The organism is Stenotrophomonas chelatiphaga (genome assembly GCF_032054965.1).
GTDB classification, from domain to species: domain Bacteria; phylum Pseudomonadota; class Gammaproteobacteria; order Xanthomonadales; family Xanthomonadaceae; genus Stenotrophomonas; species Stenotrophomonas chelatiphaga.
Genome location: NZ_DAMBRS010000001.1, coordinates 642,010 through 664,461, shown reverse-complemented (window position 1 = coordinate 664,461; position 22,452 = coordinate 642,010). Strand labels below are relative to the sequence as shown.

Genomic DNA, 22,452 nt, shown 5'->3' with positions numbered 1-22,452 from the left:
CCACTGACAAGTGCAACATCAAGGTTGCAGGTCGATCAATCGGTTGCGCAGTCGTCTCTGGGCAAACAGATTACAAAGGTCAGGTCATAACCACCCTTGATCCCACCGAACCACTCAAAGAGGTTCATCCTTACCGAATGGTGTCCAAAGATGGTGACCTGCCCCACTTCAAGCTCAAAAGGCTGATGCTGCGCGCAAGCAAAGGGAAGCGCCTTTTTGAGAAGCTCATGGCAAAGCAAGCCAAAGTGCCCAGTGGCATCCTCTTGCTCCTCCGGTCGATTGACATTGAGCTTCAAGCGAAGCTCTTTGACGATGAACGCGTCCCCGGAGATGTAGTAGGCCACATTGTTGGGCAAGATCCCGGTGCCCAAGTCCATCATGCCAGACGCAGCCAGCCACTCCCGATCATCCGCGCGGTAATAAGGCCGCGTCTTCAATCCTTGACCACTCAGAAAGCCCATCGCGTCTTCGGGCAGCCAGCCCATGACAGGGCGGACGCGGTGAGGGTTTTTCTGACGGTGACGCGTTTTCTTGACCTCCAACACCGACGCCTCAACTTCGGAAAAGCTTAAAGGCGCAAAGCGCCCCGCGTGACGCTGCCATTGGCGCCACGCTGGCATATCCAACCCTAGGTGGCGCAGAAGCTTGGTGCTTGCGTATCGCGCAAGCTTGGGGGCCTTGCTTTCATGTTTGAAAGCGACTAACACACTCTCGGCAACCAAGTAAGCATTGAGAAGAAACAAGAACGGCAGTAGTAGTAGACCCAAGACGATCGGCAGAACGAACTCCTGAAGGGTCTGCATCTTGGCGAAATCGTTGAAATCGACACAAATGTGATAGATCGACTTTCCCAGCATCAGAAGTCCAAGTGCAATCAGCAAGGCATTGGCCCCGCGATGCACGAGGCGCTGGGAAGGCTCTCTGGCGCTCACCGCGCTTAGTGAGGCCAGCACAAACCCGCCACCGGCGATGAGAAATTCCACCCAAAGCGGAAATGTGTCGATTGCCGTGAGGAAGTCGGCAACGACGGCAATACCGATCACCTCCCCCATTGCGCGTCGGAGAAAGTTCGCCTCGTCCTCCACCTTCTGGACATTGAACACCGCAACGCAAGCAGAACCGAAAGCCCAGATCAGCGTCGTTTTCAGGTTGGCAATCTCCCACCAACCGAGATGCCAAAGCCCCAAGATGATCAGTGCGATGTAGGCAAGCAGGAGCGCCAGAACTGAAACAATGCTGCGCTGGCTCATGGCTTTCAGAAAGGCCCAAGATGCTTGCCTTAAATGGGCACTTCGAAGCACCCCAATGAGGACAATGGCGAGCCATATCACCAATGCCCATTCACGATTGTCCAGTGCCATCGATCGAGCAGCCCCCATCAGGCTTATACTTGGCTCCAATATGCCCCGCCGAGATTATTACCCACCCTAGCGCCCAGTGGGAAGCACTCGCTTCACTTGGTCATCAAGACATCTTCGTAGGCCGTCATGGCCAAGGCATATTGCGGCACGATCCCGAACTGTGCTTCCAACCGTTTGTTGGCCAGATGCGTTGCATCCATTGCCGTCAAGCCGTCTTCCCACCCTGCCATGAACGCTTCAAGCCATCGTCCGGTAAAAATGGGCGAGATCGGCCAAGGAGAGGCGATGACCACGCGTGAACCGGCGACCAGAAGTTGCTTTGGAAGCCCCGCTGCCGTGTTGGCGTGCGGATGGCGGTCCACTCGCCCACCACTACACACAAACAAGATCACCAGTTCAGTTCCCGCCAGAGCGCGGCTGAGGTTACGGGGTGTCAGCGTCAAAGTCCCTTCGTCACTGACCCGGTGCAAAAAGCGCCCATCTGCGCCCACACTGCCGTGTGCCGCTATCACGGCAATGCTGGCTTCGGTCAGCGTCTCCGGCACCGAGCCATCGGTGTTGACTTCAAAGCCGTGGTCTTCGAAGGCGTTACTGGTGCGCACCAACACTGCCGAAAGGGCGCTGTTACCCACCTGATCGCCCGGATCTGAAATCCAGGCAAGCCTCTTCGCGCCCTTCAGCCTTGGCTTAGCTCTACTGGCTTTAAGCCAAGTGAGCGAGGGAATGAAGCCAATGGCGCACGACTGACCCAAGAACTGATCGCCCTTGGGAACCAGATTAAGCGGCACTTGGAGCAGCTTGGGCTCAGCCAACACAATCAAGCGCATCTTCTCGGGTGGAGGTTCACCGCATCAATGACAGCTTCATTGATGTGTCTGGAATCCCTGAAGTGGTCGACTTCGCACGGCAATTTCCTACCCAGGTGCACTGCTGGTCGGGAATACCCAACTGCATCGGAGTCGCATCCACAAAGACCCTGGCGAAGATGGCCAACAAGCTTGCCAAAAGCGGCGACGGCGTTCAAAACGTGAGCGGCCCAATCCGCCGGCGCACGCCTCAGCTGCCAGGCCCAAATCCAGCGCAAAGTGACGCCCGCCTCGGCCGATAAGACGTTAAACAGTTAAGCCGCAGCAGATGCAGGCATCGCTCCTGGGTCGCTAGAATTACGTAGATTTCCCTACGGACCGTCATGCATCCCCGGATTGCAATCGCTATTGGTACGTGTGAGCCAGTCATGACGCGACACTTACGCATTGATCGTGCGTCGGCTGCGTACACGCTCGGTCGCCAAGGTAGTTGATGTGTCATGGCACAAGGACTGAAGCCCGAACCTGTGGTGCTTGTTGACCTATCAGTCAACGGCCAGCCGTACAAGGCGAAAATCTGGAACTGTGGCGAGGGCCGATGGTGTCTTGTTGAGGCAAAGCTCCCTGACGGTACCCGATTGCCTGGATCGGGACGGGAAGGAGTCTGCATGGACGCGTTGCTAGAAGCCCATGAGTTGGTTTCGGCTCACGTCTATACCAGGATCAAGCGGATTTGATGCCAGCGCTATAAATAGATTGCAGCTGGGCCTCACGCCTTGGGCGGGCAGCCCCGCTCCAGCGGCGAGCCATGGCCTGGAAATCGCCGCCGCAGCCCTGCCCTAGCCCCCTAGCCTACCCCTGCAGGCCCTCAGCCTTGCCCCGCGCCCAGCGCGTAGTTCCTGGGTGATCTCTTGCCATGCGTCCATCGCCTTCCGGTATGTCGCAGGCGCATCCAGGAGGCGTGCCAGCTTTTTAGTTCGTGCCCTTTTTTGCAGGATCATGTTCCTCACTGAATTCAAGAGGCTTTTGTAGTGCCTGCTGGACTCTCAGCTCCGCGCGTCTTTCGCCACTGGATCCACGCGATCGCGATGACGAGGAAAACGCTGCACAGATAACTGCCTTCCGGCCCTTGCGCGCCACCGGTCAGGGTGTCGAGGCCTTGCGGGCGCAGCGCCACCAGCAGCGCCGGCAAGTGCGCATCCATGCCGGTGACGGGCAGTTCGAAGCCGGTCGCGAGCAACCAGTTCCACCCCGTGTGCCAGCCCATCACGCCCCAGATATTGCCGGTCCGCAGCGCCCAGGCGCAGGCGAACAGCGAGAACAGGAACGTGCTGATCATGACCCGGGGTGGCTGGTGCGGACTGAAATGCAGGAAGCAGAAAACGAGCGACACCAGCAGCACTGCCACCGCGACATTGGTCTTGCGCGCCACCACCGACAGCATCCAGCCGCGGAAGATGACTTCCTCCACGCTCGCCTGGAACATGAAACTCAATAGCAGCAGACCGATGTGCAGCAGACTGACGGGCGACCGCCAGGCCTGCCCCACGTCCGCCGCCTGCATCCCGCCAGCCATCCAGATCGCGACTACGACCAGCGCGATCGTGCCGAATCCAACGGCCAGTCCGTGCAGGAAGGTTTTCAGCGGCGCCGGACCGGTCAGGCCGATACTCGCCAGCGAGCGCCGTTCGACGAAGCGTACCCAGGCGAGCACGGCCACCAGCGTCGGCGCGAAGCCGATCCACAGCAGCGCATGCAAGCCAGCGAGTCCGATCGGATCGCCGCTCGGCGTCGACCAATGCTGCGACTGCATCCACCCGTCCAGCGCGATCACCGGTACCGCGTTGAACAGGATCATCAGGATCGGCGTCAGCCAGGCCCAGGGCAGCCAGCCGCGGGCCGGATCGGGCGAATACAGGGTAACGGGGGTCATGCGGGGGGCCAGGTCTAGGTGATCGCCGCTGCAAGTTGCCATCCGCGCGGGGGCGTGGCAACGCGTTTGCGACCAAGCCACAGGAGCCGGCGATGAATCACCCGGATCGTCGACGAAATGGCGCTCACCATGTCAACCGAGCGGCTTGGGACCGGGCACCCCGCCCCAAGGCGCGTAACCGGCCAGAGACGTGGATCTGCGAAGCCACATAGGGTGGCTTCGCACGGTGCTGGCTAACCGTTTGGCGCCTATATCTGGCCCATGCCTCCATCCACGCACAACTCCACACCTGTTATGAAGCTCGACTCGTCGCTGAGAAGGAACAACGTCGCAGCGGCGACTTCGTCGGGCCTGGCCATTCGGCCGAGAAGAATGGGGGCGACGATTGATCTGCGCACCTCATCAGGGACTCGCGCCATCATCTCCGTATCTGTAGGCCCTGGCGCCACCACGTTGATGCGGATGCCGCGGGGGGCCAGTTCTGCCGCCCATGTGCGGGCATACGAGCGAAGGGCCGCCTTCGTTGCGGCGTAAGTACCGTAGTTCGGGATGCCGAGTGAGCTCGCTACCGACCCCATCAGCACCACCGCTGCGCCCTCTTGAAGCAGGCCGAGGGCTTTCTGCAGGCCAAAGATCTGGGCGCGCACGTTCACCGAAAAGTGTCGGTCAAAGTGTTCTTCGGTCACTTCGGCAAGCGATGCCGGCTCACTCAGGCCTGCATTCAGTACGAGGGCGTCGAGGCGCGTGAACTGGCTGCCAATCTCACTCATTACCCGATCGATGTCTTCACGGACGCTTGCATCGGCGACGATGCCACGGCCACCTGGGCCTATTGCTGCGACGCCCTCCTCCACCTGTTTGCGGTCTCGCCCGGTGATGAACACCGTTGCGCCCTCCGCGGCGATCCGAGCAGCTACTGCCAAGCCAATGCCCCTTGCACCGCCAACGACCAGGGCAACTTTCCCTTCCATCTTCTTCATTCGTGAGCACCTGTAAAAACCAAGAGTGCTGCTAAGATATACGCTGTAAATCAAGTATCAAGAACGCACCATGACTAGCCTAGATATACGTGCTGATACCTGTTCGGCTGAAAGCTCTGAGAAAGTCCTCTCCGACATGGCGCAGGTTCGACCGATGCTGGAGAAGATCGCGGACAAATGGACGATCATGATTCTCACCGTGATCTGCCCAAAACCGTCCCGCTTCAACGAGATCAAGCGCCGATTGGACGGAATCACCCACAAGTCTCTCGCAGACGCGCTCAAGCGCCTCGAGCGGAATGGCCTGGTAACGCGGACCGTACTGCCGACCGCCCCAATTGGCGTCGAGTATGCGATCACCCCTCTTGGTCACTCCCTGAAGCAGCCCTTTGAAGCGCTGTGCAGCTGGGCGTTGAAGAACGGCGGTGAGCTTGAAGCCGCGTGCGCACGATACGACCAAGGCAAGCATTGATGCTGCGTAAGCCTGCTGTTCCCATTGCCGTGTTGGGTCTGAACGCATCCGGGTCGGTAGCGACCTCGCTCAGTGCCCGGTCGCTGCATCCACAAATGCAGAGAGATCCCGGTTGAAGCGTGTGGACTCCTCCAAGAAGGGCGAATGGCCTGACGTTTCATACAGTTCAACTTTGGTTCGGGGATAAAGTGCCTTCGCCCGCGCTGCAGAGGCGCTTGGCTGAACAAGCGCATCCTGCTCACCGTAGATGAGCAGGAGTGGCTTATGCATCGAACCAAGTCCTTTGGCAGCATCGATCGACATGCCGTGGACGGCGCTCTGCATCTCCCTTGATGCCATGGCCGCAGTGGCGATCGTGCGCTGGAACGTTGCGTCGTCAGGCGGCGTGTTGAAACACAGCGCGACGAATTCCTTCTCGCCTTCAAGATGCAATCGCAGGTCCGATGACGCCATGCCGCTGTAAGCGGCGGGTTGAGCGACGAGTTGTTCCGGCTTGAGCTCGACGACCCCGCCTACATACACCGCGCCTGCAATCTGTTCGTCGCCAAACGCTGCCAGATAGTTGGTGGTGACAGCAGCCCCGAGAGACCACCCCACCAGCACCGGCTCGTGTGCTCCGGACTCCTTGATGACAGCCGCGAGGTCATCTGCCCAGTGACGGCCCTCGCGGTAAGCGTCCAGCTCCACTGGCTTGTCGGACAGGCCGTGTCCGCGCAGATCAAAGGTAATCAACCGATAGCGCTGCAATTCAGGACTATTGAGCTGTTTTTCCCAGCTGAGGTGACTACCCAGCAACCCGTGGACGAAGATGATGGCCTGCCCCTGGGGATTCCCCGCTTCTTGAACGGCGATGTTGACTCCATCAAGTGACTCAACCGTGTAAGCCCGGTTTGTGCCGTGCGCAAGCAGTGGTGCCAGCAACAGAGCGATGCAATAGAGCCAGGTGTATCGAATGGCTGAGACTGGGGAAAAGACCATGGTCAACGAACCTCATAGAGCGGAATGCAGAGGCTAAACGCTGACACTAGTGTTAGAGTCAAGTGGACGTTTCCAGGATTTCGCGATGTCCACGCAACCCAGCAATGACCTGATGAAGATTGGTGAGCTGGCCGAGGCTAGCGGCGTCAGCGTGCGTTCGATCCGCCACTACGATCAGCATGGGATGTTGGCATCTTCCCGATCAGGAAATGGCTACCGCGCGTTTCAAACGGTGGCGGTCAACCAGGTGAAGCAGATACAGCGCCTTATTGCGGCAGGCTTCAGTTTGGAAGAGATCCGTAGCTTCCCGGAATGCATGCTGCTGATCGAAGGGGCCCTGGCGTGCCCAGAGACCAGCGAAACACAGCGCAAGAGGCTGGCGATGCTAGACAAGCAGATCGAGATGCTGGACAGGCAGAGGTCTCGCTTGCGTGCCATGCTCGTAGCGTCTGCGTAAGCGCTTGCGAAGCTGACGGCTCTGTCGGCCTTGCAGGCTGAAGTATTCCCCGCCGGTCGCCCGTCCCCACGCCCCACTCATTGCTCCCGGCAGCGCTGCCACCCGCCCGAAGGAGACGAAACCTGCTCCCACCCGTTAGGCAGCTTTCGCATCGCTTGGCCTCCGACACAGGATAGGCCCGACCGGCGAGCAGCTTCCGATCCAAGAGACGGCAGCTGGATCACGTCAGCAGATGGCCCCGGCCGTCCTGCTCGCCGTGCTTCATCTGCCAGCGTCTGTGATTCCAGCTGGTCGCAGTACCGCTTCATAAGTGGATGGGGATGCTTGGGCCAGCTGTATCGTTCGCAGTTGAATGGCGTCGTGCCGTTCGCCATTGAGTTGTGCGCTGGCTTGGGAGGCGCCGGGGTGGGCCTGGGAGCCGGACCCGTTGCCGAGCGAATTTGTTGCGCAACGCATGGCGCCGCAGCGACCAGTAGAACAGCCAGTACCCCAATCCGAATGTCCATATCCGCCCCCGTTATCTCAGGAGGATGATAAAGGATCGACGCGAGGCGTGACGCGTCACGCTTATGCCCAGGCCATCTAGATCGTCCGAGGGGCTTTCTTCAGCGTGATGCATGTGAGCTCCGGCGGCCGTCCCAGCCGAAAGGCGAACCCGGGCCAAAGCGCTGTTCCATTGTTGACGTAGAGCTGCATACCGCCGACGTCGTAGTGCCCGGAAACATAGCCCCCGTTGGCGAGCGCGAACAGACGATCAACGCCAGGCGCCAAGCCCCCATGCGTATGTCCGGAAAGCTGCACCGCTACCCCCAGGCCCGCCGCATCGCGCGCCAGCTTGGGCTGATGATCCAGCAACACGACCGGCACGCCGGCGGGTGCGCCTTCCAACGCCTTGCCCACATCGGGCCCGGGGAACCCGGTTTCCTGCGCTGAAAGGTCGGTGACGCCGGCCAGGACAAGCGCGCCCTGCCCTCGCCGCAGCACGACATGCCGGTTTTCCAGCGCGGTCATGCCCAGCGCCTGGACCTCGTTGAGCCAGCTTGCGTGTTCGAAGAAGAACTCATGGTTGCCGGTGATGAAATAGATCCCGTCGGGGGCGTGCAGTTGCTGCAATGGACTGACGTCGCGCTTGCGATCCGTCAGCGACCCATCGATGAGATCACCGGTTACCACGATCAGGTCGGCGCCGATCGCATTGGCATCGCTGACCACCACCTGCGTCCAGTGTTGGCCAAACAGGCGGCTGATATGCAGGTCGGTGAGCTGCAGGATGCGATAGCCGGAAAACTCGTCCGGCAGGTCTTTGACCACGATCTCGACGTTCCGGATGGCGGGCACGGCAATCGCGTTCCGCACGCCCAGCGCCGCGATTGCCAGAATCACCAGCCCCAGGCTGCAGGACACCGCGACCGGCACCACGAAGGTGGTTCCTGCTGCGAGCTTCACACCGATTCGCACCAGATCGATCAGCAATTGCAGGAAGAACAGCATCAGGATCGAGATGAAGACCCAATTGAACGCAATGACAAGGCTGCGCGGCATCTCGGGCGAGAAGACACTGCCCGAGGACAGCCGACAGACCAGGTGGTATTGCGAGCCGATGAGGATGAACAACGCAAGCGCAAGCTTTATTGGCAACGCCAGCGGCAAAGGCCACAGTAACCGGGCGATGACATACAGCGCTGGCAGCGAAAAAATGATGTGGAACATTCTGAAGTCCTATGCCCTTGCCTGATCGGATGCCCGGCCTTCCTGGCGGGGGCGCAGGCCGACGCTCGGCGATGTCTCGAATGCCCTCATCAGGCCACAGACATACGGAACGTGCAAGTTCCGTAATGTGCGCGTATCTTTACCTGAGTTCGGGAGGCAAGGTGATGAACAAGAAAGGCGCGCCATCAGCCGGCACCCCGGTTCAAATTGAGCCGGTCGTTGAAGCGCCCCTGCGCGGGCGCAGGCGTGACCCGGCAGTGGATACCGCGATCCTGGAAGCCGCGATCGCGGTCATTGCCGAGGTGGGCTACGAGCGGATGACCATGGACATGGTGGCGCTGCGGGCCAAGGCCGGGAAGGCGGCTGCCTACCGCCGCTGGAAGTCCAAAGCGCACCTGGTGATTGATGCGGTCGCACACCTCAAGCGCACCCAGGTGGATCTGGATGCCCTGCCCGATACCGGAACATTGCGTGGTGATCTGCTGGGCCTGTTCAAGCCTGCCAGTGCGCGCGAGGGTGAACAGAAGATGCGGGTGATGGCCGGATTGGCCTCTGTGCTTTCCCAGCACCCCGAACTGGCAGCGGCGGGAAACGCCGCTATCGTGGACCCGTGGGTGAATGCCAACCTGCGGCTCATGCAACGTGCGCTTGCCCGCGGTGAAGTCCGTGCCGATGCCAATATCGATGTCGCCTCGCAGTTGGTGCCGTCGATGGCGGCGTATCGCGCCCTGATTCAGCGCAAGCCGTTCGAGCTGAAGTTCCTGACTCAGGCCATTGATTGCCTGCTGCTGCCTGCGCTTGGCATCGTGCCGGCAGTGCCGCGTGCTCCTGCAAAGACAACTAAGGCCAGCACGAAAGTCTCGCCCGCCTCCTCCTGACAACCGTCTTTCCAGCCGCTATCGTGACGCCTGGCACGGAGGCTCCTGCATGGCGCGTAGAGGGAAGAAAAGCGGGTTCGAGGTACTGGCCGAGCTGCCTTGGCCAGTAGGCATCGTCGCAGGCGTCGTCGGCTTCATTGTGATCCAACAGGTCGTCCCTTGGTGGCTGACCAGGCAGAACGGTCCGCTGGCAGTCGGGCTCGGCGCACAGTTGGCGAACATCTTGGCGCCGTTGGCATGGCTGCTTCTGGGACTGTGCTGGGCGGCTGCCCTCGCCTCCTACTTTGGCTCCCGTCGCCGCCGACGCCTGCTGGATACCCGGGATTCGCTGGATAGCCTTGCCTCCGGCAGTTGGGCGCAATTCGAGCAGTTGGTGGGTGAAGCATTCCGACGCCACGGCTATACGGTGGAAGAAACCGGATTGGGCGGCCCGGATGGGGGTATCGATCTGATCCTGCGCAAGCAAGGTCAGAAGGTTCTCGTCCAATGCAAGCAGTGGCGGTCACGGCAGATTGGGGTGAGCGTGGTTCGCGAGATGGCAGGGCTGCTCGCGCACCACCGCGCTGATGCGGTCAAGATTGTTTGTATCGGCACGTTCACCCGTGACGCCGAAGCCTTTGCCGCGGGAAAGCCCATCGAGCTGATTCGTGGCGAGGCGTTGCTCGGCATGATCCGGGCAGTGCAGAAGCCAGCTGCGAATCGTGTCGAACCGCAGCTTGAGCCTGCACGTTGCCCCACCCCCAAGGCAGCTGCTTGCAGAAAGTGCGGAAGCGCGCTGGTCCAAAGGACCAATCGCCGAACCGGCGAGCAGTTCCACGGATGCAGCCAGTTCCCGCGTTGCCGCGGCGCGGCGTAGTGATTGGCCGCAACACTATCCCTCCGAGCCCAAACCGACCAACGGCAGCTGCAGCCCGCAACGCCCTCAGACCGCGACGGTCGGCGACCCACCCTGCCTACTCAACTACGACGCGGACACGAGCAAGGTTTGACGCGCGCCCAAACCTGGAGTCGTTGCCGAGGCGGGTACTTGTAACCATTACGGCCGGATAATAGGTGCCGGGCTTGGCGAGCGTGACGGTTCGAACAGCAGTGATCCGTTTCTGGCCAGGAGCAATTCTGTCAGGTACCAGCTGATGATCACCGGTGTCGCTCCACTCCACTGCAATCACGTTACCCGCACCAGCGGGTACGCGGGCCTGCATCCTCAACTCAACGGGGGCGCCTGTACGGACGCGTGCTTGCCCGGCACCGCGGAGAGAAAGCGTTACAACGGGCTGGATACCGCCTTTGACCGATGCGTTCGCGGGAACGGACATTTGCCCCTTACTGAACCGGTACGCGGTGGATTTCGCCGGCGGCGTGCCCTTTTCAGCCCATGCGCTGACATCCCTCACCGCCTGCTGGACGATGCCGGTGTAGTTGATCAGCCGCAATCGCTGGGCATCTGCGCTACCGGAGGCTATGACGTGCCCATCAAGGTGATCGGCGTTGTCATTCAGCCAGAGCCGGGACATCTGATCAGCACGGGCGCCCAGCGTGGATTTGACCCTGTCGTGGTACCAAGCCCCGTGCCAAGGGAATGCGTCGACATCCAGCAGGTTGGAAACAATGATGGCCTTGAAGCGCAAATCACCGGAATACGTCGAGCCCCCCGTCACGCTCTGAGCAATACCACTTGCCAAGACAGGTGTTCGCTGGGGATATCGAGGCTGGCCCCGTGAGTCCCTTAAGATGTTCCAGGCCGTAAAATCACTGCTTTCCGGCACTTGGTGGCGATGATACGTGGTGGCTGCCAAAGGCCACGAGTTGTCCAGCCTGACCCGTGCACCCACCAGGAGCGCTTCTGCAAGGCCTGGCTGCTGTGCGGTTTCGATACGGAAGGATCGATTGACGCGGTCGTACATCGTCAGAAAACGTCCCGCTTGCGTGCCGTCCTTCTTCAGAACCGTGAGCTCGACAGGAAAGAATGCCGACTCAGGAGGTGCCTGCTCGACCTGCACCTCGAAGACGCCATCACCATTGCCGGGTTGCACGCTCTTCAGCACACTGTCGTAGCGGACTCGCGAAGCGCGAACCAGGTTCCCCAGCTCCGATGCCTCGGCCCCCAGATATCCCGATTTACTCCAGAAGTCTTCTACGTAGGTAGGATCGGCGGCTTGGACACTACCGAGGAACCCCAGCAGTCCGCCCCCTTCCTCCAGCCCCAACAGATAGGTCGTGTCTTCCCAGCCTCGAAGCGGCACCCCCAGCTCAGACACCTCGGAAAGAACGCCTTGTTCGGTGGTGCTCAGGCCGCTGTAGACGTCTCCGCTTCCACCCGGCGCCACTGCGTCAGAAATCCTGCTGGCGTGCCGGCTAAGCACGAGCCGTGCAAATGCGCGGATGAAGAAGTTGTTGGGAATGGACGTTTGCGTGCCCATGACATACGGCACGCCACCGTCCCAGACACCTACGGTGTTCTCAACGGCACCTATCACCTGGTACGAGCCGCCGCTGCCTCCGTAAACATATCCGAAGATTCTCCCCGAGGTTCCGTAGTAGTCTGCCGCGATCGTCTTGGCAAATTTGGCCGCCGCCGCATCAAGGCGGTATCCGCCGCTGGAAACAGTGTGCACGGTGTACGCGCCATCGTTGGCGCCGAACTTCACCACCTCATCTGCCACGGTCGGTGTATTCGGATAAACCTGCTGGTAGAAGCGACCGTCCCACTGTTCCTTTTCAGGGAACACGAACTGGAACCTCGCATTCGAGCCCTCAAAATGTCCTGAGACTCGCAGCCCCTTGATGGGCGTGGAGATGTTCTCTTTAGCATCTATGATCGGCTTGGCAAACTCCGGATCTACACATGTCGCGTCGATCAGCATTGCTGCACCGTTTGCAGGACTGCCGCAAGGGCTGGCAATGGCCACCGAGCTGCTCATGACGAAGGTCGTCATCAAGGCAAGCGAGCGCCGCCGCAAGAGATTCATAGGGCTTTTCGCGTGGTTCTTGACAGGAGTAGTGATCATTTTTCTGTAGTACTTCGAACAAAGGCGGAGGGGGCGCAAAGCTTGTGGTCGCTCAGGACATTACACCTGGCAGGCGCAGCAGCACGGTGAAGAATGCAAAGCTGCGCAGGTCAACTCGGCTGCGCTTGGTGCAGGCATTACAGGGCGTACAGCGCTGAAAAACCGAGGCAGCGCCGAGGCCGGCCAGACTCGGCTCCCGCCAAACCAGTGTGCCCCGCGCCCCCGCCCGTGCCTTTTGATCACCTTCGCCAAGCGGATGTTGCGCACCATTGCGGGAATGACAGGACTCTTCAGGCGTTCCAGCCTACATCCAATTCATTGACGCGTCATCTATCGGAAGCCAGACTGGCTTCACTGGCGGCAGCGACGCCGTGTAAATCACAGGAGATGAACGATGAGCAGATTGCAGGGCAAAGTAGCTATCGTCACTGGTGCCGCACAGGGCATGGGTGCGTCACATGTGCGGAATTTCGTCGCAGAAGGGGCGAAGGTTGTTTTCACCGACGTCAATGCCGAGGGAGGTCGCGCTCTAGCGTCGGAGCTTGGAGATGACGTACGTTTCGTCCAGCAGGACGTTACGAGCTGGGACGCATGGCAGAAGGTAGTGGCCGAGGCGGAGACGGCCTTCGGCAACGTTACGATCCTGGTCAATAACGCGGGAATTCTTGGCCCAATCGCCAAGACTGCGGATATCTCGGAAGAAGATTTCCTGAAGGTCTGCGCGATCAACCAGAATGCCGTCTACCTCGGCATGAAGGCTGTGATTCCATCGATGCTCAAGGCCAAGGGTGGATCGATCATAAATGTCTCGTCGATCGCCGGAATGGCCGCAAATTACGGATTCCCGAGTTTGGCGTATGTAGGCAGCAAGTTCGCCGTGCGAGGGATGAGCAAGGCTACTGCAATCGAGTATGGCGCCGATAATATTCGCGTGAACTCTGTCCACCCTGGCTTCATCCAGACCCCGATGATGGTAGAGGGCACTGACGAAAACGGCGGCGAAGCAGTGTCCATGATTCCGCTTGGACGTATCGCCAAGGCCAATGAAGTCAGCAACCTCGTGCTCTTCCTGGCATCCGACGAATCGTCCTACATAACCGGACACGAGCACGTCGTTGACGGCGGCTTGCTTGCCCAATAAGTACGGCCGCTGTGAATTGATCCAGGCAGGTGGGAAGGATAAGATCCAAATGACGCGTCACCCGTAGTGCCGACCTGCTCAGCACACTGCCTTGGCTTTTTTTGGCCTATCAGGCTGCGGTGCTGCGGGAAGCAAGCAGAACCGGAGCGCCTGGCTCCGGACCGTCACCATTGGGGCTTACGCGATATGTCGATGCAGGACGGCGAGGACTGGCGAACTACGCTGACCTGGACGGTGTTGCCCGCCGGGCGCGCATGGCAGCGCGCAGCCGGCATCGCGCTTGCGCAGTCCGGTGTTTCGCTGTCCATAGCGGCGGTCTTGCTGGTGATTGCCCGACTGGGCAATGGGATCCGCCAGAAAGACGTGGCCGAGGAATCGGCGCTGGATCCGGCAGCCATTGCGCGATCGGTCACGCAGCTTGAGCGCGATGGTTTTTTGAAGCGCCAGCGGGATCCATCCGATGGCCGCGCCAAGACCTTGCATCTGACCAAGCGAGGGCGCGCCCTGTCACTCAAACTCGTTGAGACACTGGACACCCTACGGACCGAATTGCTTGTTGGAATGGACGACGTGGAGGGTCAGATTGCAGTGAGGGTGCTGCGCAATCTTGAGCGCCAATGCCTGGCATTTTCGAGTGCAGCGCTCCAGCCCGGGATGTCTGAGCCGTGATTGGCCGGCTTGCTTGACAAAAGACGCGCCTCTGGCGCCCTCACCCACGTTCACCCCCCAGGAGCGAGAATGAGCCATCGGGCGCGCCGTCAGGCGTGCCACTCACTGCCCGCAGGACCGCCGCCATGCCCCACCCGCCCATCGATCCGTCATCCTCCGCTGCCATAGCCGGCGGTTGCATCGAAGTCCGCGGAGCGCGCGAGCATAACCTCAAGAATGTCGATGTCTCCATTCCGCGCAATGCACTGGTCGTGTTCTCGGGGGTATCGGGTTCGGGAAAGTCATCATTGGCCTTTGGCACTGTCTTCGCTGAGGCACAGCGGCGCTATTTCGAGTCCGTAGCGCCCTACGCACGGCGCCTGATCGACCAGGCCGGCGTGCCCGATGTGGATGCCATCGACGGGCTGCCGCCGGCGGTAGCGCTGCAGCAGCAGCGCGGGGCCAGCAATGCACGTTCATCGGTGGGCAGTGTGACAACGCTGTCCAGCCTGGTGCGGATGATGTACTCGCGTGCAGGGGCCTACCCGCCCGGCCAGCCCATGCTCTACGCCGAGGACTTCTCACCCAATACCCCGCAGGGCGCCTGCAGCACCTGCCATGGGCTTGGGCACGTCTACGAGGTAACCGAAGCGCTGATGGTTCCGGACCCGTCGCTGACCATCCGCGAACGTGCCATCGCCTCCTGGCCGCCGGCATGGCACGGCCAGAACCTGCGCGACATCCTGGTCACGCTGGGCTACGACATCGACGTGCCGTGGAAGAAGCTGCCGAAGAAGGACAGGGAGTGGATCCTGTTCACCGAGGAGGCGCCGAGCGTGCCGGTCTATGCAGGTTTCACCCCGGCCGAAACCCGCGCTGCGCTGAAGCGCAAGCTTGAACCCAGCTACATGGGGACCTTCACCGGCGCCCGCCGCTATGTACTGCACACCTTTGCCACGACCCAGAGTGCGCTGATGCGCAAGCGGGTTTCCCGCTACATGGAAGGCAAGCTGTGCCCTGCCTGCCAGGGCAAGCGCCTGAAGCCAGAGGCGCTGTCGGTCACCTTCGCCGGCGTGGACATCGGCGAGTTCATGCGGCTGCCATTGGATCAACTGGCGGAGCTGCTGGAACCTGTGGCGCAAGGTGATTTCAGCGCACACAGCCGGGGCTCACGCAGCAGCAGCGCCACCCGCCGCGACCGCGCGAAGCGGGTGGCAAGCGGGCGCGCCGCCCACGCCGCCGCCCCTGACGTACGCCTGACTTCGGCCCTGTCTGAGGAGAAGCGCATGGCGGCGCAGCGGCTCGCTGGCGGCATCATGGCGCGTGTGTCGCAGCTGCGTTCGCTCGGCGTGGGGTACCTGTCCCTGGATCGCGCGACACCCACGCTTTCGGCCGGCGAACTGCAGCGCCTGCGACTGGGTACCCAGCTGAGCTCGCTGCTCTTCGGCGTGTTGTACGTACTGGATGAGCCATCGGCTGGCCTGCACCCTGCCGACAGCGAGGCGCTGTACGATGCGCTTGGCCAGCTGCGCGATGGCGGAAACTCGGTTTTCGTCGTCGAACACGATCTGGAGCTGATGCGCCGCGCGCAGTGGCTGGTGGATGTCGGCCCGCAGGCGGGCGAGCATGGCGGGCGCGTCCTCTACAGTGGCGAGCCCGATGGCCTGCGCCAGGTGCAGGATTCGCGCACCGCCCAGTATCTTTTCGACCAGGTGCCTGCGCCTGCGAGCCGCAAGCGCAACGCCGAAAGCTGGTTGGAACTGAAGGGTATCCACCGCCACAACCTGCAGGGCGTGGATGCGCAGCTGCCGCTGGGATTGCTGACGGCCGTAACCGGCATTTCAGGGTCGGGCAAGTCCAGCCTGATGGCGCAGGCACTGCCGGAGCTGGTACTGCTGCATCTGGGCCACGAGCCGCCGGACGATGGCGCCGATGTCGCGCCCACCGATGGGCCAACCGTCATCGAAGCAACGCGCGGCCGGCTGGCAGGCGATGTGGATGCCATCCAGCGGGTCGTCCAGGTGGACCAGAAACCCATCGGCCGCACGCCGCGGTCCAACCTCGCCACCTACACCGGGCTGTTCGACCATGTGCGCAAGCTGTTTGCCAGCACGCCCGACGCACGCCGACGCCGCTTCGATGCGGGCCGCTTCTCGTTCAACGTGGCCAAGGGCAGATGCCCGACCTGCGAGGGCGAAGGATTCGTCAGCGTCGAGCTGCTGTTCATGCCCAGCGTCTATGCGCCCTGCCCTGCATGCCACGGCGCGCGCTACAACGAGGCCACGCTGAAGGTGCTGTGGAATGGCCGCAACATCGCCGAAGTCCTGCAGTTGACGGTCGACCAGGCGCACGCGTTTTTCGGCGAGGAGGATGCGATTGCCCGCCCGCTGCAGGTGCTTCGCGATATCGGCTTGGGCTATCTGCGGCTGGGCCAGCCGGCGACGGAGCTTTCAGGCGGTGAGGCGCAACGCATCAAGCTGGCAACCGAGCTGCAGCGCGGCCAGCGCGGTCGCACGCTCTATGTGCTCGATGAGCCCACTACCGGCCTGCATGCATCCGATGCGGACAGGCTGATGCTTCAGCTGCAGCGGTTGGTTGATGCGGGCAACACGGTGGTGATGATCGAGCATGACATGCGGGCGGTCGCTCAGGCCGATTGGGTGATTGACGTGGGGCCTGGCGCAGGTGCTGCGGGCGGCACCATCGTGGCGAAGGGAACGCCGCAGCAGGTGGCTCGCGCCAAGGCAAGCAGGACGGCACCGTTCCTCGCACGCGAGCTGTCGCGCAGCGGCTGAGCCCAGACTCGGCCTCAATGGTCCTGCAGTTGATGCGCTATCCTTGCGCGCCTCATCGCGAGACGCTTGGTGCACATGAAAGAAGTAGATCAGATGGCTGCTGCGAGGCCCTTCGTCGCAGCGCGTTTGGGCCGTATGGTGCGCTGGACCGGCGCGGCGATGCTGGCCGTGACCAGCGTGCCCTTGTTTGCCGCCACGCCGCTTGAACTCGCCCATGAGGTCAACACACAGATCGTGACACGGCAGGTCCTCAACGAAGGCCAGGACTTCCTGCGCGCCTTTGGCAGCGGTGAAGGTATCTCATCGCCGGAGGATCCGCCCGCCTGCAGGCAGGCAATCCAGACCGCCATGGCCGGTTTTCTGTCAGCGGGTGTAAAGCGCCTTGCCGACGGTATCCAGGACCCCGCTGGTCAAGCGGCATTCGATCAGGTGCTCATCCAGTCCTACACTGCCGCCGAGCTCAAGGCGTTCCTTGCCCAGCGCGACGAGGTTGCACTGTCGCAGCTGATGGCCGCAGTGCTGGCCGCGCCCAAGGTGCGTGCTGCAAACGATGCCCGCATGGAAGTGTTCACCCTGGGTGACCCGGATCCGGCCTCGCCCGAAGGCATGGGCATGCAGCGCGCAAAGGAAACCTGCGACCGTTTGAGGGCAGCAGCAGGCTGAAGGCTTGCCGCCCACCCTGCCCATTACTTGCGTGCAGAGCGCTCGCTCTTCCCGCCTTCGTCTTTCGCGGCACCACGACTTTCCGCGAACTCAGGGAACGTCTCCGCTATCGAGGCCTTGTCCGGGAGCACGTAGAACACCCCGCCACGTTCGAACGTAGTACGAACAATTTGCTCATAGAACGTAGGCGAGATGTTGATGCAGCCATGCGTGACCCGGTTGTCATCCGGCGAAGCCGAAGCAAGCCGCTCAGCGCGCTTTTCCGCTGGCACGCCCGTGGCGATGGGATGCAACGCAACGCCGGAATCATAATCCACCCACAGCACGCGTCCGGCATCGATCGACGGACCGTAGCCGCCTATGAAGCGACCGGCGGGCGTAGTGCGGTCCCGGCCTGGAATCTCGCGAAGCGCCAGGCCTGCAACGCCGGGGGCGGTGTGATCACCTTTCGCAGAGCCGAACAATGCCGGGGCTGCGCCGCGAAGCTTGCCTTCGCCGTCGAACACCAACACCTGTGCAGCAGCCTTGTCCATGACCGCGAACGGGTAGCCCTGACTGTCCTTGGAAGCAACAACCCAACCCGCCAGTTCGATCACGGTATCGGACACCGTCTGCCCTTCCGGCAGCTCATCAACCGCGGTTACCGACTTGGCGGCGGAGTTCTTCGCGCTCACCGTGCCAACGCTGGCGAAGGCCAGGGCGATGACCAGCGCGCCACACAGAGGGCGGAGTCGGATAGAGGAGTTGTTGCGGATGGGACTGTTTTTTCGAGTCATCTTCCAATGCCCTGAGGAAGCCGGTGGCCTGCGAGAGCCACCGGTCCCTGGTTCAACCATTCACCGTGAGGTGAGCAAAGCGATCAACCGCGCGGCTTGCGACGGGGCGCCTGTTCGAGCTGCTGCACGCGGCCTTCGATCTGGTCAAGGCGCTGGTTGGCCTGGGTCGCGGACTGGTTGGCCGATTCGGCGCTCTGGGCTGCGCCCTGCACCTTGACGTCGAGCTGGTCGAGGCGCGAATCGATGCGTGCGAAATCGTCTTTGTAGGTGGCGCAGGCGCTGAGGCTGACGCCGGCGATGAGTGCGACACCGAGCGTACGTGCGGTCGTCAGATGCTGTTTGGTAAGGAACATTTCACTGTCTCCGTCGTCTGGGGTGTTCGGACTATAGCGGCGTTTTCGCCAGAGCCATGACCGACGTTCAGTTGATGCCGGGGGAGGTCGAGGCAGCGTGAAGGCGTGCCCTGCCCGCTCAGCTTCTGTGCATCAGAATCATTTTCTCCTGCGACATGTCGCGCATGGTGTATGGAATGCCGCCGGTGCCATACCCGGACTCGCGCCTGCCAGCGAACGGCATCCAGTCCGTGCGGAACGCAGTAGCATCGTTGATCATCACCGCCGAAGCATCCAGCCGGTTCGCCGCACGCAGGGCGATATCGATGTCCTGGGTAAAAATACTGGCCTGGAAGGCGGTGGGCAGCGAGTTGGCCCGGCCGATGGCTTCGTCCAGATCGGCGTAGCGATACACCGCCACCACCGGCCCGAAGACTTCCTGCGTGGTCACCCGTGCGTCGCTGGCCGGATCCAGCAGCACGGTTGGCTGCAGCGTCGTCTCCGATAGCCGCTTGCCGCCCGTGGCGAGCTTCGCACCGCCCTTCACCGCTTCGTCGATCCATTCGGCTACACGGTCCGCCTCGCGAGGCTGGATCAGTGGGCCCACGTCGGTATCTTTCAGGGTCGGATCGCCGGTGCGCAGCCGTTCCACACGGGCGACCAGCGCCTCGGTGAAGTCGTCGGCAATATCGTCATGGACGAAGATGCGCTGGGTGGAAACGCACACCTGGCCGGCGTGGTAATAGCCGCCCTTGACGATGGGTTCGATCATCCTGGAAAGGTCTGCGTTGCGGTCGACAATGGCCGGCGCAACCCCGCCGTGTTCCAGCGCCGAACGGGCGCCGTGTGCCAGTTTGCTATGCAGCGACCACCCTACCCTCGCCGATCCGATGAAGCTCAGGAAGGCAACGCGCTTGTCGGTGGCCAACGCCTCGGCCAGGTCGTTGCCTTCGGGCATGAAGCTCTGGCACCACGGCTCGGGCAGCCCGGCTTCATGCACCATCGCCACGAAATCCAGGCACGACAGCGGCGTTGCCGAAGCCGGTTTGATGATGACCGGGCAACCGACGGCGATCGCCGGGGCGACCTGGTGCACGATCAGGTTGAGCGGGTGGTTGAACGCGGAGATCGCCGCCACGATGCCGATGGGCTCGCGGGTGGTGAACGCCCAGCGCCCCACCGCCGCCGCTGAAAGGCCCATCGGGATCTCGCGGCCGCCAAAGTTGCGTAGTTCGTCGGCGGCGTTGTGGACGCCGTCGATGGCACGGGTGGTCTCGATGATGGCATCCGGCAATGGCTTGCCGCCCTCGCGTGCGATCTGCAGCGCAAGGTGGTCACGCTTGGCGTCCATCAAGGCGGCCAGCCTGCGCAGGATCGCGATGCGCTCGTGCGGCGGCAGCCAGCCGTCGCGGTCCTTGAACACCCGCTCGGCGGCGCTGAGCTTCTGTTCCAGCGCTGCGGCGGTGTCGAATCCTATTTCCGTGATGGGCGCGCGGTCGAAGGCCTGTACGACGGTCAGCATGGTGGGCTCCTTTTATGGGGTCAGGGCAGGCTCAGGCGCAGCCCACATCTGGCGTGCGGTTGCGCAGTTCATCGACCAGCACGCGGGTGTTTTCGGAATAGTCGATGGGTACGTCCAGCACGTGGACGCCACCGCCGGCGAAGGCGGCCTCGATCATCGGCACCAGCTCCTCCACGGCGCTCACCCGGCTGCCTTTCGCGCCGTAGGCCTCGGCGTACTTGACGAAATCGGGATTGCCAAAGCGCATGCCGAAATCCTCGAAACCGTCCACGGCCTGCTTCCAGCGGATCATGCCGTAGGCACTGTCGTTGAGGATCACCACGACCAGGTTCAGTCCCAACCGCACGGCGGTTTCCAGCTCCTGCGAGTTCATCATGAAGCCGCCATCGCCGCACACCGCCAGGACGCGGCGCTGCGGGTACAGCATCGCGGCCATCATCGCCGACGGCAGCCCTGCGCCCATGGTGGCCAGCGCATTGTCGAGCAGCAGCGTGTTGGCCACATGCGTGCGGTAGTTGCGGGCAAACCAGATCTTGTACATGCCGTTGTCGAGGCAGACGATGCCATCGTCCGGCACGGCTTGGCGCACGTCGTGCACGATCCGTTGCGGGGTGATCGGGAAACGGTCTTCGTCGGCACGATCATTGAGCCGGGCGAGGATCTTCTGCCGCAGTTCGGTCATGCCCTCGTCGGTAGGCAAGCGGCCTTCCAGCCGCTCCGCCAGTGCATCAACCGAGGCACCGATGTCGCCCAGCACTTCAATATCCGGGTGGTAGACCTGCTCGACCGTGGCCGACTGGAAGCTGATATGGATGACCTTCGGCCCGCCGCTGCTCTTCATCAGGAACGGCGGCTTTTCGATCGTGTCATGGCCGATGGCGATGATCAGGTCGGCGCGCGCCACCGCTTCGTGGACATAATCCCCTTCGGACAGCGCCGCCGTGCCCATATAGAGGTTGGAGCCACCGGTCACGGCGCCCTTGCCCATCTGGGTATTGAAGAATGGCAGCCGCGTGCGCGCCACGAATGCGGACAGCGCCTCTGTCAGCCATGGCCGGCTTCCGGCCGCGCCGATCATCACCAGCGGGCGCTTGGCCGCCAGGATGGCCGCCTCTGCCCGATCCAGCGCGGCGGGCGCTGCAATAGGGCGCTCCAGTGCGTGGATGGGGATGACCGGGACATCCTCGACTTCCTCGCCGGCGATATCTTCCGGCAGCTCCAGATGGACCGGCCCGGGCCGCTCTTCCATTGCCACACGGAAGGCATCACGCACCATGGCGGGGATCGAAGCCGGGCTGACGATCTGTCGCGTCATTTTCGTGAGCGGTTTCATCGATGCCACGATATCCACGATCTGGAAGCGCGCCTGCTTGGCACTCATCACCGCCTTCTGGCCGGTGATGAGGATCATCGGCCACGCGCCCAGGTGGGCATACGCCGCGCCGGTGGAGAAGTTCAGGGCGCCCGGCCCCAACGTTGCCAGGCATACGCCGGGCCTTCCGGTGAGCCGGCCGTGGGTCGCGGCCATGAAAGCGGCTGCCTGCTCATGGCGGGTGAGGACCAGTTCAATCTTCGAGTTCCGGAGTGACTCCAGGAAGTCCAGATTCTCTTCGCCCGGCACGCCGAAAATGCGGTCTACGCCTTCGTTTTCCAGCGCCTTGACCAGTAGATCCGAGCCCTTCTGCATAGCGTCGATCCTTGCGGTGAGGATGCGACCACTATACGCCCGGGGGTATTACAGCGAGTCTCGAGATGAATGACCAGGCGTGGAACGCTGTGTCGGTGTTGCACCCCGGTGCGGCGGACCTGCATCGTCGAGATAACGTGTATGGCAGCAGGGCGCACATGGCAATTCGCCCGCAAAGGGTAAAACGAGAAGAGTTTAGCAAGTTGACGCGTGAGCTCCCTGCGGTGCGCAGCGCGCAAGAGACGCCGGGACACACAGCATCCCGGCGTGCAAATCAGCCCTCGTGCAACCGGCTACGCAGACTA

20 protein-coding genes are annotated in these 22,452 nt (G+C 62.0%); 9 read left to right on the top strand and 11 right to left on the bottom strand.

What is annotated here, in order from left to right; genetic code table 11:
* Positions 1-35: 35 nt before the first annotated feature.
* Positions 36-1,361: a hypothetical protein gene (locus RTX79_RS03295; RefSeq protein ID WP_312681804.1), complete on the bottom strand. Its 1,326-nt coding sequence runs from the start codon at positions 1,359-1,361 to the stop codon at positions 36-38.
* A gap of 92 nt (positions 1,362-1,453) precedes the next feature.
* A complete protein-coding gene (locus RTX79_RS03290) occupies positions 1,454-2,176 on the bottom strand; it encodes a CHAT domain-containing protein (RefSeq protein ID WP_312682201.1) in 723 nt (240 codons plus the stop codon).
* A gap of 20 nt (positions 2,177-2,196) precedes the next feature.
* Between RTX79_RS03290 and RTX79_RS18270 the strand changes: the two genes are divergently transcribed.
* Complete coding sequence (locus RTX79_RS18270) at positions 2,197-2,469, top strand: hypothetical protein (protein WP_428695936.1); 273 nt, start codon at positions 2,197-2,199, stop codon at positions 2,467-2,469.
* 713 nt (positions 2,470-3,182) lie between these two features.
* Here the strand turns inward: RTX79_RS18270 and RTX79_RS03285 are convergent.
* Together RTX79_RS03285 and RTX79_RS03280 are read right to left on the bottom strand one after the other, a co-directional pair.
* The gene (locus RTX79_RS03285) at positions 3,183-4,100 is read right to left on the bottom strand and encodes a CPBP family intramembrane glutamic endopeptidase (RefSeq protein WP_312681802.1); all 918 of its coding nucleotides are present in this window, start codon (positions 4,098-4,100) and stop codon (positions 3,183-3,185) included.
* A 248-nt stretch (positions 4,101-4,348) separates the two neighbouring features.
* Positions 4,349-5,080 carry an SDR family NAD(P)-dependent oxidoreductase gene (locus RTX79_RS03280; RefSeq protein ID WP_312681800.1) on the bottom strand — a complete coding sequence of 244 codons (732 nt, stop codon included), beginning with the start codon at positions 5,078-5,080 and terminating at the stop codon, positions 4,349-4,351.
* 154 nt (positions 5,081-5,234) lie between these two features.
* Here RTX79_RS03280 and RTX79_RS03275 point away from each other — a divergent pair, with 154 nt between their 5' ends.
* The gene (locus tag RTX79_RS03275; RefSeq protein WP_312681798.1) at positions 5,235-5,552 is read left to right on the top strand and encodes a winged helix-turn-helix transcriptional regulator; all 318 of its coding nucleotides are present in this window, start codon (positions 5,235-5,237) and stop codon (positions 5,550-5,552) included.
* Between the two features lie 69 nt (positions 5,553-5,621).
* Here the strand turns inward: RTX79_RS03275 and RTX79_RS03270 are convergent, their stop codons facing one another.
* On the bottom strand, positions 5,622-6,530 hold the full coding sequence (locus tag RTX79_RS03270; protein ID WP_312681797.1) for an alpha/beta fold hydrolase: 909 nt from the start codon (positions 6,528-6,530) through the stop codon (positions 5,622-5,624).
* A gap of 85 nt (positions 6,531-6,615) precedes the next feature.
* Between RTX79_RS03270 and RTX79_RS03265 the strand changes: the two genes are divergently transcribed.
* Positions 6,616-6,987, top strand: a complete 372-nt coding sequence (locus tag RTX79_RS03265) for a MerR family transcriptional regulator (protein WP_312681796.1) — start codon at positions 6,616-6,618, stop codon at positions 6,985-6,987.
* Between the two features lie 582 nt (positions 6,988-7,569).
* Here RTX79_RS03265 and RTX79_RS03260 read toward each other — a convergent pair.
* Positions 7,570-8,697, bottom strand: a complete 1,128-nt coding sequence (locus tag RTX79_RS03260; RefSeq protein ID WP_312681795.1) for a metallophosphoesterase — start codon at positions 8,695-8,697, stop codon at positions 7,570-7,572.
* Between the two features lie 164 nt (positions 8,698-8,861).
* Here RTX79_RS03260 and RTX79_RS03255 point away from each other — a divergent pair, with 164 nt between their 5' ends.
* Positions 8,862-9,575, top strand: a complete 714-nt coding sequence (locus RTX79_RS03255) for a TetR/AcrR family transcriptional regulator (protein ID WP_312681794.1) — start codon at positions 8,862-8,864, stop codon at positions 9,573-9,575.
* Positions 9,576-9,624: 49 nt separating this feature from the next.
* On the top strand, positions 9,625-10,431 hold the full coding sequence (locus RTX79_RS03250; protein ID WP_312681793.1) for a restriction endonuclease: 807 nt from the start codon (positions 9,625-9,627) through the stop codon (positions 10,429-10,431).
* A 97-nt stretch (positions 10,432-10,528) separates the two neighbouring features.
* On the opposite strand, the gene RTX79_RS03245 is transcribed toward RTX79_RS03250, so the two are convergent.
* Complete coding sequence (locus tag RTX79_RS03245) at positions 10,529-12,583, bottom strand: hypothetical protein (protein WP_312681791.1); 2,055 nt, start codon at positions 12,581-12,583, stop codon at positions 10,529-10,531.
* A 394-nt stretch (positions 12,584-12,977) separates the two neighbouring features.
* Here RTX79_RS03245 and RTX79_RS03240 point away from each other — a divergent pair, with 394 nt between their 5' ends.
* From RTX79_RS03240 to RTX79_RS03225, 4 genes are all read left to right on the top strand, one after another.
* Entirely contained in the window at positions 12,978-13,724 is a 747-nt protein-coding gene (locus RTX79_RS03240) for a glucose 1-dehydrogenase (RefSeq protein WP_312681789.1), read from the top strand.
* Positions 13,725-13,910: 186 nt separating this feature from the next.
* Positions 13,911-14,393: a MarR family winged helix-turn-helix transcriptional regulator gene (locus RTX79_RS03235; RefSeq protein WP_312681787.1), complete on the top strand. Its 483-nt coding sequence runs from the start codon at positions 13,911-13,913 to the stop codon at positions 14,391-14,393.
* 125 nt (positions 14,394-14,518) lie between these two features.
* Complete coding sequence (locus RTX79_RS03230) at positions 14,519-17,167, top strand: excinuclease ABC subunit UvrA (protein ID WP_312681785.1); 2,649 nt, start codon at positions 14,519-14,521, stop codon at positions 17,165-17,167.
* A 75-nt stretch (positions 17,168-17,242) separates the two neighbouring features.
* Positions 17,243-17,830: a hypothetical protein gene (locus tag RTX79_RS03225; protein ID WP_312681783.1), complete on the top strand. Its 588-nt coding sequence runs from the start codon at positions 17,243-17,245 to the stop codon at positions 17,828-17,830.
* A gap of 23 nt (positions 17,831-17,853) precedes the next feature.
* Here RTX79_RS03225 and RTX79_RS03220 read toward each other — a convergent pair whose 3' ends face one another.
* From RTX79_RS03220 to RTX79_RS03205, 4 genes are all read right to left on the bottom strand, one after another.
* Positions 17,854-18,534 carry a L,D-transpeptidase gene (locus RTX79_RS03220; protein WP_312682200.1) on the bottom strand — a complete coding sequence of 227 codons (681 nt, stop codon included), beginning with the start codon at positions 18,532-18,534 and terminating at the stop codon, positions 17,854-17,856.
* A gap of 155 nt (positions 18,535-18,689) precedes the next feature.
* The gene (locus RTX79_RS03215) at positions 18,690-18,959 is read right to left on the bottom strand and encodes a hypothetical protein (RefSeq protein WP_057507193.1); all 270 of its coding nucleotides are present in this window, start codon (positions 18,957-18,959) and stop codon (positions 18,690-18,692) included.
* Between the two features lie 118 nt (positions 18,960-19,077).
* The gene (locus tag RTX79_RS03210; protein WP_312681779.1) at positions 19,078-20,460 is read right to left on the bottom strand and encodes an aldehyde dehydrogenase family protein; all 1,383 of its coding nucleotides are present in this window, start codon (positions 20,458-20,460) and stop codon (positions 19,078-19,080) included.
* Positions 20,461-20,491: 31 nt separating this feature from the next.
* Positions 20,492-22,147 carry an acetolactate synthase large subunit gene (locus RTX79_RS03205; protein WP_312681777.1) on the bottom strand — a complete coding sequence of 552 codons (1,656 nt, stop codon included), beginning with the start codon at positions 22,145-22,147 and terminating at the stop codon, positions 20,492-20,494.
* Between the last annotated feature and the right edge of the window lie 305 nt (positions 22,148-22,452).